We start from the raw sequence: 15,518 nt of genomic DNA, 5'->3' as shown, positions 1-15,518 counted from the left end.
CTAATTTTCGAAAGCCGGAACCATGGCAGATTTGCGCGCAGCGGATGCAGAAGACTGCCTGCCTTGGGATGACGGGAGCTACGACGCCATAACTTTGGTAGCAGTCCTCCATCACTTTTTCAGGCCGAAGGACGCTCTTTCCAAAATCGATCGCGTCCTGCGACCTGGAGGTCGAGTAATATTCAAAACATTGAGAAGCAAATCGTATTCGAGCGGCTCTATCTCCTGGACAGAAATCCGATTCCCATATCCCCCTGCAGTTCGCCGAGGGCTTTCTCTCCTATCACCGGGAAACTCAATTCAGGGATTCAATCGGACCTCAACCGCCGCGAGAAGCAGAGAGCGAGCTTCAGGATCCGCCGGCCGGTCCGTGGTTCCATCATTGCAGCCTGATACGCCAGCTGCCGAGCTTGTCCCCTCCATATCGTAGAGAATGATCGCCTCAGGAAGATCATGTTGATTTTATGTGCATTGTACAGTAAATTACGTGGCGTGGCTGAATACCTCGGCGAATTCGAGCAGCTCGTCCTGCTGGCGCTTGCGCGCCTGGGCGAGGATGCCTATGGCGTGACGATCCGGCAGATCCTTATGGAGCGCGCCGGGCGCAACGCATCGTTCGGCGCGATCTACAGCACGATTCGCCGGCTCGAAGCCAAGGGGCTGGTGCGGTCCTTCAAGGGCCAACCGGAAGCCGTGCGGGGAGGACGCGCGAAGAAGCACGTCGCGCTCACCGCGCGCGGCAGGGCCGCGCTGAAAGCCACGCACGCGGCGATCATCCGGATGGCCGAAGGCATCAGAGATCTCAACTACTGAGGCGCGAATTGTGCGTCACCCCCTGAATTGGCTGCTTATGGCAATCCGCCGGGACGATGGCGAGGCCATCCTCGGCGACCTCGAGCAGGAGTACCGTTCTCGTCCGAAGTCATCCCTCGGATGGTTCGGGGCCCAGTTTTGGTACGCCTGGGAGCTGCTCGCGGCGGTTGCGCATGGGATTCGCGACGAGTTCAATTGTTGTGCGACCGGGTTCAGGGGATTGGAAGGAGGCCATATGCGAAGCTTGACCCGCTTGTTCAGCACCCACCGCGGGTACGCCGCTGTGTCGACCTTTGTGCTGGCGGTGGCGGTCGGAATCAACCTGCTGGTGTTCACCGTGGTCAACGCGCTCTGGATTCGCCCTTTACCGTTCCCTGAGCCCGAACGCGTCGTGACCATCCTGCATCCATTCGGGACCCCTACGACTCTCGAGCAACCGACGCTTAGGATTTTTACGGGTGGTGTTGCCGGTCAAGTAGAAACCACCGACCTTTCCGCCGCGCTTCGCCCTCAGATCGAAATCGAGGGCCAGATCCCTGAAACGCTTGGTGTCACGTCCGGCTACTTCAGGGTATTGGGTCTGACCATCCGCGGCAGGGACTTCACGCCCGAAGACGAGCGGGACGGCGCCGAAGCGGTCGCGATTATCAGCGACCGTCTCTGGTCGCGCTCCTTCGGACGCCGCCCCGACGTGATCGGTGCGGTCCTGCCCGCAAAGCCACTCCAGATCAGGGTCATCGGGGTTGCGCCGCGGGGCTTCGGAGGCGCACGCCGCGGGGAGCAGGCGGACCTGTGGATCCAGACCAGTCTCGTACGTCGCCTCGCGCCTGGCCGATGGAAGGGGGATCCGCCGGGACTTATGGTCTTTGGCCGGCTCGGGCCCGGCCAGACCGCGACGATGGTGCAACGGCGGTATCGCGAGCTGATGGAGGTACCGGGGGGGCGAGAAGAATTAGCGAGGGTGTTGTCGAGGCTCCCTCAGGATTCTCTGCCAACGGTTACTCCGCTGAGCGAGGTCTACGGCTCGCCGGATACGCGGACGTTCAGGATCCACGAGGGCAACGCCTTCCTCGTGGTCTCCGGGCTGGCCCTGCTCGTGCTCCTCGGCGGATGTGCGACGCTCGCGGCGCTGGTTCTGGTGCACTACGAGCGACGCCGGCCCGAGCTCGCGCTCAAGGTCACGCTGGGCGCAGAGCGCTGGCGGCTCGTCTTTGAGCTGGTGCGAGAGTTGTCGTGGATCGGCGTAACGGGAAGCGCAGGCGGAATCCTGGTCGCCATTCTCGGATCGCGAGTGGTGCCTGCGCTGGGCTTGCCGGGAGGCGTTGACATCGGCAGGCTGGACCTGTCGATCGACTGGCGTGTGTGTGCGGTGGCGATCATTGCAACGGTCTTAACCCTTCTCGTGGCCGCAGCGCGGCCTGTCGTCCATTCGACGCGCCTTCGCCTGGCAGGTGAGGTGCTATCGGGTCCCTCCACGACTTCGCGGGCGTCCCACCGCGTGCGCCAGACACTTCTCGCCCTTCAGGTGTGCGCGACGATCATTGTCATGGTAGCTGCCGGTCTCTTTGTCAGGGCCGTGAACTATGGATTCGGGAGGGCGCCCGGCTTCGACGTTGACCGAACGGTGTTCGTGTCGGTTCAAGAGCGCTTGCCGGAGGCCAGCCTGCGAGACTTCGACATTGATCGGGTGGACGCTCTCGTTGCCGAACGCGCGGCGCGATTGACCTCAGCCCTTCGCGAATTGCCCGGTGCGAGCGAGGTGGCAGAGGGTATTTCACCGATAAGTCCGGATTCCTTGAGGAGTCGGAGCAATCCCAGGACGGTAAGGGTGCAGGATCACGAGTACCAACTGCTGGTTGGTACGTTGGGCGGCAGTCCAAATCTGTTGTCTACCCTCGGCGTCCCGATCCTCGCAGGCCGGCCGTTGAACGCGGCAGATATTACATCGGCCCCTCGTCCGGCCGTGATCACCCGGTCGCTCGCCGAGCGGCTGTGGCCGGACGGAGGCGCACTGGGCCGGACGCTCCAGATGCCACTGCGGAGAGGGGGCGGGGCCTATGTCGTCGTTGGGATCGCTCCCGACCTGGCGTTCGGGTCATTGGCGCAACCTGGCAGCGGTGTCATCGTGACGGCTGAACCATACAGGCCCGTGCTGCCTGTTACCAACCTGGTAATACGGACCGACCACCCCGAGATGGTTGCGGGGATGGTCCGCCGGACGATCAAGGGAGAGGTCGTTCAAGTGGCGACAGGCAAAGAGGTGATCGCTCGCGATATCGGCCGCCAGCGGCTGGGAGCGTGGTTCTTCTCCGGATTCGGTCTGGCGGCGCTGCTTCTGGGTGTTGGCGGCGCGTTTGGCCTCGTGGCCTATCTCGCCGAGTCCCGGCGACGCGAATTCGGTATACGGCTTGCCTTGGGCGCGGACATGTCGCACCTGGTGCGCCGCGGACTCGCCGCCGCATTGGCTCCCGTATCGGCCGGCGTTGCCGCCGGGCTCATTCTTGCTGGAATCGTGTCCCAGGTGTTTGCGGCTCTCCTTGCCGGAATCAGCGCTTTGGACGCTGTCACCTACCTGCTGGTGGCGGTGACAATGCTGAGCTGTGCCACGATTGCGGCACTGGCAGCCGCGTGGCGCCTCCGGCGAACGAATCCTTGCGACGCGCTTCGCGCAACCTGAGACATTTGGGCGGGCAGGCGATTGACGATTAAATTGAAAGGAGATGAACATGTCGAAGATGTTCAGGGAGATCGTAGCAAGCCTGGTTGCCGTGGCAGTTCTCGTGCCCCTTTCAGGGGCAGCACAGCGTCCGCCGGATCTCTCAGGCCATTGGGTGCTCGTCACGGCCACAGCCTTTGCGGGTGGCCGCGGGACAGGAAGGCCTGGAACGCCTCAAGCGAGCGGCGAAGTTCATACGACGAGCACCACGGTCAGCGGGGCCGCCTTCAACTGTGGGACCGAATGTACGATCGTCCAGAAGGGGCAGATGCTGACGGTTGACAAGGCACACCTCGCCTCACGCCCGACACCGGCTCCGGCTGTAACGCTGCACCTGGACGGCCGTCAGACGTCGGTGATCGACTCATTCGCTGCCACTTTTAAAGGCGGCCCCACCAATCCGCGCCGAGAGATCCCCGTGACAGCAAAGTGGAATGGTGACACGCTCGAGATCACCAGTTCGACGGGTTTGCATACGTTTACGCAGTTGCTGTCCATCGAGGAGAAGCAGCTCGTGGTCGTGACCCTCATCGACATCGAAAGCGCGCCGCCAGTGACGTTCAAGTATAAGAAGAAATAGGGAGCCACGTCGGGAGTGTCGCAATTTATCGCGGGGAGGCCCCGGAGTAACCTTCTCTGAGCTCATATGTGGATTCTAAATATCCCTGTTTTTCTTTTCTTTTTAGTGCCGGTCCTTGCAGAGCAAAGATTGGCGACAACCATTTCCGAAGCGGAACTCAAGCGTATTGTCACACCTCTCGGTTGCGAAGATATTGATAAAACTGTAATTCACCATCTTGAATACTTCGACTTTGATGGCGATGGCCAGGACGAAGCAGTGACTGTCGCATCAACCTGCGCCGCTGGCACTGGCGGACCTGACGTTCACTCAGTCTATACGCGCGCAGCGAATGGAAAGATAGCCGAGCTTCCGCTGAGAGATCTCCCGTTTAGAAGCAACAAGATTCCTCTTTTCGGCAATAGAAACTACAGCCTAACCGTGGAAGATCGGAAGCTCGTAGCCCGATGGAAGGATACTTCCGATCGCGAAAATCCTCTCGTCGTCTGGTACAACTGGAGTCGGAGAGGATTCCTAGTAGACCATCTGAAGGTCGAGGGACCGTTCCAGACCAGTTATGACTGTGCTAAGGCCACAACCGAAATGGATCGAGCGATCTGCTACTCGCCTGCGTTGGCTGCCATGGACGTTCAGCTTGGGCAAATATACCGCGAAAGGATGCAAGGGCTATCATCGGATGAGCGGCGGATCCTCCAAGCACAGCAGCTTCAATGGCGCATTGAGCGTGAAAAACGCTGCACAATTTATAAATTGTGGGTGGATTGCCTCTCCGAAAGCTACGCCAAACGCATAACCGAGCTGAAACAAAAATGGTAAACCCGGATCATGCTGGGTAACGCTCCCGGCTTAAATCAGAATTCGGATGAGAAATGAATGGGTGCTGTGGAAATGATGATGTACGATAACGTCACTATACCACAATTGACACAGACTTTTCCTGTAAATGGGAGTGAAATAAAGGGAAATCGGCAGTATGATGGCATCCGATCGTTGGCGCGAAAATGCAGCTCTTAGGGACTGCTTGGGGTGGCATAGCGCGCCACATATTAAGGGCATGTAAGCGCGCGTAACGTAGTTCACGAAATCCGATGAGATACTATCTGCATTTCTTGATGCTTGCCGCCTCACCGGCTATGTTGTTCTCCTGCGCCAATCATGGCTATCGCCAGGACAGAGTAAGCATTCGCAGTTGCGTAGCCAAATGGCAAGAATACAACGGGCAAAAGATACGAATTGATGCGATCTTCGCAGTAGGCAGAGAACAAGCATGGCTTTACGATCCCGGTATTCCTGACGAGAATCTAATAGATGTCGAATTTGACCCGCACATCGTCGGACTAACAAGGGAACTGGATGCAATACTTAAAAAGAATAGGCGGGCAAATGTTACCTTTGAAGGATTTTTTCATGGCCCTGAACCATATAAGATCGATTCCAAATTGCCGCCATGGATACAGGAGAAGCTTCGAAAGGGCCATACCCGCTACGGCCATATGGGCAGTTTCGATTATATGATATCAGTAACGAGTGTCCTACGGGTTGCTGAGGTTCCCTCTGGGATACCTTGGAAGTAACCGGAGTTCTTCAGGATGGCATACGTATCATCAGCATTGTGGGGGTATGACGGCATAACCGGAAACTACGCCCCCCAGCCCCGGAAGCACCTCCCGGCACCTGAGCGGGCATACCCCGCCTTCCATCCGCGCAACAAAATTTTCGCTGGGTCCGTATCCGATCTTGGCACGCGACAGGCTCTGATCCTAAAATGCATTATACTACTCATGAACCCTGGTTATCCTAACGCTATCTAATGAAGTGGATTCAGTGCGTGGTGGTTTGAGCAATTAGTCCTCAGACAAGGAGTGGCACCATGGCACGAAAACTCATTTTTCTGATTCTGTTCGCCCTCTTTTTCAGCTGCATCTTGATGGCGCAGCAGTGGTGGGAACGGAAGCCATATGCGGACTGGTCGGAGGAGCAGGCAGATCAGATCCTGAACAATTCCCCCTGGGTAGGTCTCAGCGTGATGCAATTAAAGAAAGCAGAACATGAAAGTCTGACAGCAGCTGGCCTGCAAGCCAACTGGCCCGTGAATTACCGCATTCGCCTGCTGACGGCTCGGCCCGTGAGGGAAGCTCTGCTGACAATGATCTCCTTTGCCGTCGGTACAGCGTACGAGCCTGGTGCTGAAGCAACGATCAAGGTTGGGGAAAGAAAGCCTGGCAATGTGGAAATGATAAGGCAAGCCCGGTTGAAGGAGTTGATGGATGGAAACCCGAACGACATACTGGTAAAGGGGGACGATGAGAACATCATCGTCACGATCACTCTGACGCAGTTTGTGCAAGGCTGGCTGCCCGGTCAGTATGAGGTTCAGCGACATTCAGGCATGGGCAGCGACAGGAATCCCCAGATGAACAGCATAGAACCCGCGCGCTGGAAGCCCGGCTGGCAGGAGGTGGCCCGGCCCGAAATCTTGATGCGCCTCCGGTCATCAGATCTGACGAGCTGTACTTTTCTATCAACAAAGAACGGAAAGCGCGTTCCGGTCACTCGCTATGATCCCCCCGCCATGGACACGCTTGGCGCCAAGTTCCAGTTTTCCCGGAAGCTGCCTGATGGAACTCCTTTCGTCACGCCCGGGGACAAGGAACTCCAGTTTGAAACCTGCATCAATGGCAAGCAGGTCAAGGTGAAATTCGATCTCAGGAAGATGATCTATAAGGGAAAGCTGGAGATTTGAGGTGTCCTGGTGCCGCTCGCACGCGCATGAACATCTGTCACGAGCCATAAAAACACAACAGATGGAAATAGGAGTGTCTCCTTTTTGCCATGTGGCGGACTACTTGCCGGTGTAAAGGTCGATGATGCGCTCGATGGCTCGCTGAAGGTGAGGTGAGACAATCTTGAATGCCTCATGGAGCCAGCGCCCGGACTTGAACCGGGGACCTCCTGATTACGAATTCCCTCCGCAGCAAACTGAGACACCACAGGAAGACCCAAGCCCCTGCAAAGACAAGAAAAAGGAGTGAGTGCGTATGTCCGTGGTGATTCCTGATACGGGACGTAGTGGTAGCAGCATGGTAGCGGACTTATTTCGCATATTTAGGAGATCAGATATGACTGACTCACGGCAACGCCCACATCACCGAGATCGAGCCGATGGCAAGCGGCGGCGCCCTGGCCATGCTGCCACATTGCGAGAGAAACTCGGATGATAAAGAGGTGGGCGCCGAGGACCCAACGGCTCCCGAATCCAGACGGTTCAATCAGCGGCTAGTGGCACAAGCCGCAGGTTTCCGATGCCGGAACTGTGGGTCGCGTCTGGCAGCCGCGACCCACGGGCATCTAAGCCCCGGCCTGGGCTGACGCGGCCTGGGGCTGTTCCGGCGGAGGCGCCGGAGCGACTTTGAAGACGGCTCTGAGCCGCTCGCGATATGCCGGGATCAGAAAGGCCGTCACGATGAACAGAAGAACCAGGACGAAGAATGTCGTCGGTCCCTGCCATATCGTGGCGAGTCGCGGCATCAGCACGTTCCACCATTGCGGGCGCACCGAAGGCTGGCGGATGATGAACGACACGTAGTATGCGATCCGCAGCACGAACAGGAAGATGAAATTCCAGCAGAAAAACAGGACCGTGAAAAGCAGGATGTTCCAGTGTTTCTTTACCATCTTCGCCGTCAGACTCAGGCTGGCAAGCACCACCAGGGACACCAAGAGGAACGCTATCGGGACACCCCAGGCGGAAACCGCATCAGCAGACTGATAGAGTTCCATCGTCAGCATTCCAGGCAGAGCCAGGAGGACCAACCCTGCGAGGAACTTCTTGAAGAAGGACAGGCGGGCCAGCCAATGGGCCATGAGGCAGAGCATGCATAAGCCACTCGCCAGCATGATGATGTACAGATAGGTTTCTCCCGTAAAACTGGCCCGCAACGCGGGAACGATTTGACTCGCATATACGAAATAGGAACCAATATACGAGATCGGGCGGGAGATCCAGCTGATCGGCCTTACCTGATTCACCAATGAGACAGCCGTGGCCAGGGCGAAAGGAACCAACACGAGCCAGATCCCGGCGCGGCGGTTGGCTTTTACGAAGAGGAAAGGCAGGATCACGACTGCCGGCAGGAAGAGCGCCAGACTCTTAGCCAGGGGCCACCGATAAATGACCGGCGTGGGCTGATTGGGAGTCATGCTCCCCAGGTTGTACGAGGTGACGATTCTGAGATCGCCTGATGTGAACAGAGGTACTCGCCATGAGTACGAGCAGGTGCCGCCTCAGCCAAAACTGAAGTTGCCCGCTCCCACTTGCCGATCGCCCTTATAGATGGTGAGCTTGGGCGGATTCTTGGAATCGGGGTTGACGGCCGAGTATTCCTCGCCACCCGATCCCTTGAGGATGTAGTTCAGCGTCAGCACGTTGCCGCGCGACGAGGGCTGGACACTGCTCTCCAGCGGCGCGCCGATCTTCACGTGCGCGGGTGTGCCGGCGGCCACGGTTATCTGCGGGAGGCCGTCCACTTTGCTGGTCGCCAGCATGGGGCTTCCGGAGGCCGCCTGCAGGTAGATCGTTTGAACTTTGTATTTCCCGGCAGGAACCGCAACCGTTTCGCCTGGGCCGTCGAACACGGCAAGACCGTTTCCTTCCAGGACAGCGCGTCTGACGAACTGGCCGTCAAAGGCAAGCTCACCCATGGGCGCGCCGATCTCCGTAAAATCCGCTGTCAGCGGCGCAGCCTCAGGTGTGGTGCCGAAAGTGAATTTGAGCTGGTACAGGCGGCCGCCAAGGAACAGATTCCCCGGAACCTTCATGGCATTGAAGACCGGCTGCTTGGCCCCGCTGCCGTCGGAGATTGGGACAATCATGAACCGATCCTGATCGCTGATCACGCCGTTCAGGTCATCGATCACCTCCAGCCGCCATTTCTGGCCTGCAAGCTCGATCTCCGCCTGATAGGACGACTGCAGGTATGCATAGCCGCTGTTGTCACCGTAATAATAGAAGGGCTCAAACAACGCAGTGCGCTCTACCCCATTTTTCTTGAAGTTGATGCGAACGCTCCGAAACATGGCGTAGGACGTAGGCACGTTCTGATTCCCGGCCTGGAAGACCCCTTGCGGATCATCCGTCAAATCCAGGTTTTGATTGAGGTCGAAATAGAGCGTCTTCTTGGTGAAATCAAGAGCGAACCCCAGAAAATCGTCTTTGCCGGGGCCGATGGCAATGGCGTGGCGCACAACTTTGTCTTTGCCGAAATCGGGCTCCTTGCGGAACTTCACCTCTCCCTTCCCCGGTTCAATATCGAGCGACAAGGTGCCGCTCTTTTCCACGAATTTCATGGGGAAGGTGTGAGATCCCGCGCTCGCCGCGGTTTGCGCGCAGGCCGGGGCGACGCAGAGGCACAATCCCAACGCCACCCCAAAAGCCGTTATGGCGTGTGCGGAAAGGTTGGAACGGTTGCAGAAGCGCTTGAGTCCAACCCGAACTGTACAAAATGCGGTATTCATGCCGGCACTCCACATCTGGTTGGAATATTGTAAGAAACAACGAAACAGCTGCCGTCATTATAAGCCCGAGCGTGGCCCGCCTCTAGCTATTTCTATGAAATCGGTGCGCCTCTGCCGGTCGACGCTATCCCTCTCCAGAGCGAGCGCTCTCCTGACCTCCGCGGATTGGGCAAGGTGTGCGGATTTCATCTGGAACTCGTTTGTATCCCTGAGACCTGCGAAGTCCTTCGCGAGAGCGTCATAGCGCAGGAAAGCCTGGTAGACTTGCCGGCCGCTTTCCAGCGCCTGAGCTTCGGCGAGCCTTCTGGAGAAGATCTCCCCCATGATCGCGTCGTCCCGGGCGCGGATTCCCGACTTCATCCCCTGGAGCTCCATCCACTCGAGCGCGCGCGTACACACGGTCGCAGGCGGCCAGTCATGACCCCCCGGGAAGATTTCCAGCTCGTGAGGGATGGCCAAACGCCCGAGGGTCTGGTCGAGTTCCTTGAGTTCGGGGAAATTGAAATCCTCGATGCCGGTGGAGCCAGACCAGGAGAACGGAATCGACGTCGACGGCGCAATGGAGGGCGGGAAGCCGGCTCCGCACCCGATCACACCCGCCACGCGTCCCTTCAGCGCAAATCCGATCATCACGGCGACGCGCGCGCCACCCGAAAAACCGGCCAGATAGATCCGCTTCGAGTCCAGCGCGAAGCGCGCGTCAGTATCGGCCAGGAGCGCATCCATTGCGTCCTGGACGATCCTGATGGGGCCGTTCCTCGAGTTGTTCGAGCCGGCGACGATGTAGCCGTACTTTTCGGCGGCGTTCTGGAAGCGCTGGACGGGGAGCAAGCCGCGGGCCCCAGGGTCGAGCGCATAGAGAATCGGCCACTTCCTGTCCGCCGTGTAGCCCGATGGAAGATAGAGCGCGTAACTCTGCCCCGGATCGCGCCGGCAGTTGACTTTTTCAACGATCTTTCCCGGAACCGGCTCCTGCGCCTCCGGCCGGGGCACAGCCTGGACCGAACCCAGCAGCAGATAAAAAATCACGGCCCGGAGGATCATCGACATTCTTCTTCCTACAGCATACAGCCTGAATTCCCTCTACCTGATCAGAATTATCGTGGCCTCCGGAAAGGCGATACGCCCGCTGCAATGGCATTAAGCTGTAGAGCGATGCGAAAAATCCGCTTAAAATGCCAACACACAGGGATCACGGGACTTACGGGCCTCCATCGCGGGTTGCCCCGGCATTATCTTCTTCGTCGAAAATATATAGCTCGTCGAGCGACGATTTCAGAGCCACTGCGATCCGATGCGCCAGCCGGAGCGAAGGATTGTATTTCCCCTGCTCGATAAAGGAGATGGTCTCCCGGCGGACGCCGAGTTGGTCGGCGAGTTGTGCCTGGGTGAGATCGTGGCGCGCGCGGAATTCCTTGATTCGAGTTTTCATTCCGCCTTACCCCGTCTCAGGAGAACGTACTTGAGGAGCACGTAAGAGATACACATGAAGAGCACCAAGGTAAGCAATAAATCACCGACGCCCAATGTCAAATTTGAGAATGTACGCACCCCTATCAGCACGAAGATAAAGTAAAGTGTCGCGTTGAATGCGTAATATGCGCTGATGTGTTCCACCCGCACCACCATTTCATCCCGGACACCTTTGCTGAGCTTTGCGGCAATGGCCACCCCGATCCACCCGCCGCTGACTGAAGTAATCAAAGCCGGGACGGGTCCATGGAATCCAAGGAGCGCCATGGTGACGCCCACAAGCACGCCGACAATTCCTATCCACAGGATTAACATCATTCTCTCGTGCATCGATGCCGCTCCTTTCAGGAGAGTAGGCTTGGTTACATATAACTATTAAATTGTTATTCGAAACGATTATATTGTTAGATATAACGCATGTCAAGCAGAATTTTGAGGAAATCGAGAATTTTCGCAATTGCACCTGCCTCAGGGTCTGGGGGCCAGCGCAAAGCGGGTCAAATATGGCGCAGTAATAGAAGAGAAATGCCGCAGTCCCATTTCGGGCGTACGCCGACACGAGGGTGTAGGTACCTGCGATGTTCAGGAATCGGTCCGGATTTTGAAAACCGTCGGCCTCACATGATGGAGGCGGCGCCACTCTGCCGGTGATGGATTACTTCACAGTCCCCAGGTAGTGATCCAGCCAGGCAAGCGTCTCTTTCACGAGCTCTGTCCTGGGTACCACGTGGCTGCCTTCATGTACGATCAGCTTCTTATTCTCCTTTGGCGTTCCGAGCAGCTGATAAAAGGGAACCTGCGAAGTCTCATACGGAAAGAAGAAGTCATACTTCCCGGTGAGCATCAGCACCGGTATCTTGATCCGGCGCAGATAATGCAGCGGATCCACCTCCGGCAACGACCGCTCAAATCTGAGACCGGCGACAACGAGCACACCGGTTTTGACCCTTGGCTCGACTGCCAGCATGATGGCAGCTATGCCGCCGCCCCAACTAAATCCATAGTATGCGATCTTATCAGCGTTGATCTCCTTGCGGGTCTCCAGATAGTCGATAGACCGACTCAAATCCTTGCCCCACATGATGATGTGTTCCTTGTAGAAGATCGTTTCATCTGGATTGACGTAAGCGAGGTTATCGCCGCGCTCATAGGTGCTCTTGTAAATTGGAAACATGAGTGCGCGCCCACTCTTCAGCAGAAAATCTCTCGAGCCTGGTCCCAAGGACTTGCTTGAACGGCTGGGTATGGCGTCCGCTCCCGGAAAGTAGACCACCGTCTGAAAAGGAGGCTTGCCCTGTTTTGGAAGAAAAAGATAGGCCGCCATCCTCTCGTTGCCGTAGGCCGCGTTAAATGTGATCTTCTCCCTGATCCAATCCTTTTCCTCTTGCGCCGATTCGACAATGGGATTGAGCGCCGTTTTGTCATAAGCGTACTGTTTCAGATAGAGAGCGAAGGTTTCGCCGGAAACCTTCGGCTCGCTCAAGAAATCGCGAAAAGGCAGCTCGATGTTTTTTTCCAATCCTGCCTGGTTTTTTTCAGCTCCCCAATACTTCATGCACCGGAATCCGTTGGTTTCGGACCGATCGAGCGGATTTTGGGCAAAGGCAAGGTTGAAAGCGTATGGGGGATCGTTCCATCCGCCGCCGAGGATGAAGCGCTGTCCGTGAAGGGTGCTTTCATTGAAGCACCACTCGCGCACATTCCCGGCCAGATCGTAAATCCCGAAGCGGTTCATGCTCTGGGAAGTCCCGACCGGCCGGGGGCCATTCCCGTTGATGTTGCTCAGCGGAACAATTTCCGCGCTGGCATAGGTAAAGGCGGCGCGATCCCAGTGGTAAATCGTCGGCAGGCGTTTGCCGACGAACTCTGCGTATGCCCCCGCTTCGTACCAGCTTACGCCCGTTACCGGGTAATCATCCTGTCCATCCGGATAATCTCCAACTTCCCAGGTCGCCGGTCCGGGCCGGCCGGTCTTGTCCGTGAACAGCGCCATGGCATCTTTCCACGAGAGAGTCTGGCCGTTTCCCACGAAGGGCTGCTTCCAGTACTGCGGATTCTGATATCCGCCGCTGTCGACGAAACGTTTGAAATCGTTGTTGGTAACCTCGTGCCGGTCCATCAGGAAATCGGCAACAGGTACACCTGCAACATGCTGCAGACCGGGAAAATGCAGTTCTCCAGGCACAAAGCTGAGCCGGTACCAGTTCGCGGCCGCGGGCAGAAGTTCCATATCCTCTGGTATGCGCCCGGCTTCGGGAAGAGTGTAGGGTAGCTTGTCACTGATAAAAGGAGTAACCCAAGCAATGTCGTTTACAGTTCGATAACCCTCTTTCTCAAGTTTTATCCTCGAAAATCCAATAGGAAGTCGAATGCTGTCGGACGGTGTCTGTCCCAGATACCGCCAACGCGAATCGGCGCCGGCGTAGGGTTTGGCATAGACCTTCGCCCCATTTGGATCAGAGGAGAGCTTCACCTGCCGGGAAATGCTCCGTACCAGGCGCTGTAACAGGGGATCACCGGGAATGTATTGCTCGGCCTGGTTGGCGAGCTCGTAAGCCGCCCACGCACTCGGACCTTCACCGTTCCAGGGAATGTTCTGGGCAAGTTGCTCGATCTCAGGCAATAGTTTTTCTCGTGCCCAATTGGCTTTCTGATATGAGCGCACGCCCTGCACAGAGAAATAGGCAGCCGCCGCCAGCGCGAGAATCAGCGGAATCAAGTAGGCTGGTTTTGTCAGGGCTTTTCTCAGCTTGGCAAATGCAGGCTTGGTTATAAAAATCTGCTGTCCGAAAGTCTCGTCAACGACTTTCTGCAGATCGCTCGCCACCTCTCTCGCCCCCTGGTATCGCTCTTCCGGCACCTTGGCCAGCAATTTGCTGATGATCGCCACGAGGGACTGAGGCACCTCATCGCGATGTTGAGATACCGGCGCGGCAGTCTCCTTGATGATCGCATTGGCGGTCTCCAGCCCTGAGCCTTTCCTGAAAGGATTGACACTCGTCAACATCTCGTAAATCACGATGCCAAATGAGAACAGGTCCGAGCGATGATCCACCGTCTTGCCCTGCACCTGCTCCGGAGACATATAGGGCAGAGTCCCTACTGTCGTGCCTTCCCTGGTCAGTCCGGTAAGCGTCGTCTCCTGGCTGCCGATTTGCTCAGTTCCAGCCACACGCTTGGCCAAACCGAAATCCATCACCTTTGTGTGGCCGGTTCGAGGGAGCATGATGTTTGATGGTTTCAAGTCCCGATGGACAATTTCCTTTTCGTGAGCGACAGCCAGGGCCTCCGCGATTTCTACCGCTCGCTCCATCCCCTCCTTCAATGGCACCGGTCCCTGCGCCAAACGGTCTTTTAGGGTTTGACCCTCCACATACTCCATGACGATGAAGCTTTTGCCTTCGGCTTCACCCACTTCGTGGATGCTGCAAATGTAGGGGTGATCCAAAGCCGCGGCCAATCTCGCTTCTCTTAGAAAACGCCTGCGGGCTGTTTCGTCCTGCCTGAGGGGTTCGGAAAGGAATTTGATCGCTACCTTTCGATTTAAAGAAGCATCATGGGCAAGAAATACCTCACCCATTCCGCCCTGTCCGATCTTTTCTAGAATCATGTAGTGCGAGATGGTCTGGCCGATCATGGAGAATGCCTCCACTGGCAATTCGCACACTGCAATTAGGAGCACCTGAATTTGTCGTGATTATAATTCGGCCTGCGCGTCTAGGGTAGGTATATCCGTAGGACCGCCGACAGGACCAGGCATATCTACGAAGTCCAGAAGCTCGCGCAGCGGGTCCGCCGGAATTCGAAGGCCTCCTACCGAGCGCACGATTTCCGACGCACGGCGGCCAGCATAATGGCAGGAATGGGAGTTCTTCGGCTTGTGGTCGCCAAGATCCTGAACCACATCGAGTCAGAAGTTACCAGGGTTTACGACCGGCACAGCTACGATAAGGAGAAACAGGAGGCGCTCAATGCCTGGGGCGCCCGGCTCTCCCGAATTGTAAGCGACCTGGAATTGGTCGGGGTGAAAAACGACGAGGCATAGAATGCTGACTGCAACGGTCCTCCCTCTGCAAGGAGGCGCCGAAATATTTCACGCCTCAATGTTGCAGGGATATTTCGCTCATGATTCCTCACGCGGGCACATTTCCTGGCCGTAAGGCGCACTCTGACATAAACGTTCAAAAAACTTGAACCTTTATGTAGATCAGAGACAAGACGAACGAAAATCACCGCACCTCTGTGGGCAGCAAACGAGTGATCCCGTCATTCCTAGCCGTTTGGCTGCGGATTCCGATGATCGTGGACAGTGATTCCGAATGATCGTGGACAGTGTCGGAGCGAAGCGACGCTGGCAGTTGACATCCTCACTGAAGTGTCCACCATCGTCAATCAAAAACAATCTTGGAGATAGAAACAACA

General features: G+C 56.9%; 14 protein-coding genes. 8 read left to right on the top strand and 6 right to left on the bottom strand.

The genetic code is table 11. The annotated features are described in order from the left end of the window. The first annotated feature begins 22 nt into the window (after positions 1–22). The 7 genes from LAP85_24775 to LAP85_24745 all read left to right on the top strand — a co-directional run bounded on the left by LAP85_24775 (position 23) and on the right by LAP85_24745 (position 6,852). Positions 23–430, top strand: a complete 408-nt coding sequence (locus LAP85_24775; GenBank protein ID MBZ5499626.1) for a class I SAM-dependent methyltransferase — start codon at positions 23–25, stop codon at positions 428–430. 23 nt (positions 431–453) lie between these two features. Next, positions 454–813: a PadR family transcriptional regulator gene (locus tag LAP85_24770; GenBank protein MBZ5499625.1), complete on the top strand. Its 360-nt coding sequence runs from the start codon at positions 454–456 to the stop codon at positions 811–813. A gap of 10 nt (positions 814–823) precedes the next feature. After that, positions 824–3,490, top strand: coding sequence for an ABC transporter permease (locus tag LAP85_24765; GenBank protein ID MBZ5499624.1), 2,667 nt, complete (start codon positions 824–826; stop codon positions 3,488–3,490). A 49-nt stretch (positions 3,491–3,539) separates the two neighbouring features. Next, positions 3,540–4,109 (top strand): hypothetical protein, encoded by a 570-nt coding sequence (locus LAP85_24760; GenBank protein MBZ5499623.1) that lies wholly within the window; start codon positions 3,540–3,542, stop codon positions 4,107–4,109. A gap of 66 nt (positions 4,110–4,175) precedes the next feature. Next, positions 4,176–4,925 (top strand): lysozyme inhibitor LprI family protein, encoded by a 750-nt coding sequence (locus LAP85_24755; GenBank protein MBZ5499622.1) that lies wholly within the window; start codon positions 4,176–4,178, stop codon positions 4,923–4,925. A gap of 272 nt (positions 4,926–5,197) precedes the next feature. Next, positions 5,198–5,683: a hypothetical protein gene (locus LAP85_24750; protein MBZ5499621.1), complete on the top strand. Its 486-nt coding sequence runs from the start codon at positions 5,198–5,200 to the stop codon at positions 5,681–5,683. A gap of 296 nt (positions 5,684–5,979) precedes the next feature. Beyond that, positions 5,980–6,852 (top strand): hypothetical protein, encoded by an 873-nt coding sequence (locus tag LAP85_24745; protein ID MBZ5499620.1) that lies wholly within the window; start codon positions 5,980–5,982, stop codon positions 6,850–6,852. Between the two features lie 605 nt (positions 6,853–7,457). On the opposite strand, the gene LAP85_24740 is transcribed toward LAP85_24745, so the two are convergent. The 6 genes from LAP85_24740 to LAP85_24715 all read right to left on the bottom strand — a co-directional run bounded on the left by LAP85_24740 (position 7,458) and on the right by LAP85_24715 (position 14,733). Further along, positions 7,458–8,309, bottom strand: coding sequence for a hypothetical protein (locus LAP85_24740; protein MBZ5499619.1), 852 nt, complete (start codon positions 8,307–8,309; stop codon positions 7,458–7,460). An 84-nt stretch (positions 8,310–8,393) separates the two neighbouring features. After that, the gene (locus LAP85_24735) at positions 8,394–9,623 is read right to left on the bottom strand and encodes a hypothetical protein (protein ID MBZ5499618.1); all 1,230 of its coding nucleotides are present in this window, start codon (positions 9,621–9,623) and stop codon (positions 8,394–8,396) included. A gap of 57 nt (positions 9,624–9,680) precedes the next feature. Next, on the bottom strand, positions 9,681–10,673 hold the full coding sequence (locus LAP85_24730) for a hypothetical protein (GenBank protein ID MBZ5499617.1): 993 nt from the start codon (positions 10,671–10,673) through the stop codon (positions 9,681–9,683). A 151-nt stretch (positions 10,674–10,824) separates the two neighbouring features. Beyond that, positions 10,825–11,055, bottom strand: coding sequence for a helix-turn-helix transcriptional regulator (locus tag LAP85_24725; GenBank protein ID MBZ5499616.1), 231 nt, complete (start codon positions 11,053–11,055; stop codon positions 10,825–10,827). Continuing rightward, positions 11,052–11,426 (bottom strand): hypothetical protein, encoded by a 375-nt coding sequence (locus tag LAP85_24720; protein ID MBZ5499615.1) that lies wholly within the window; start codon positions 11,424–11,426, stop codon positions 11,052–11,054. Before LAP85_24720 ends, LAP85_24725 begins: the two co-directional genes overlap by 4 nt. 325 nt (positions 11,427–11,751) lie before the next feature. Further along, a complete protein-coding gene (locus tag LAP85_24715; protein MBZ5499614.1) occupies positions 11,752–14,733 on the bottom strand; it encodes a protein kinase in 2,982 nt (993 codons plus the stop codon). Between the two features lie 225 nt (positions 14,734–14,958). Between LAP85_24715 and LAP85_24710 the strand changes: the two genes are divergently transcribed. After that, positions 14,959–15,141 carry a hypothetical protein gene (locus LAP85_24710; protein MBZ5499613.1) on the top strand — a complete coding sequence of 61 codons (183 nt, stop codon included), beginning with the start codon at positions 14,959–14,961 and terminating at the stop codon, positions 15,139–15,141. Positions 15,142–15,518: the final 377 nt, after the last annotated feature.

Source organism: Terriglobia bacterium, from assembly GCA_020072565.1.
Classification (GTDB): domain Bacteria; phylum Acidobacteriota; class UBA6911; order UBA6911; family UBA6911; genus JAFNAG01.
This window is presented reverse-complemented; position numbering and strand designations above follow the sequence as displayed.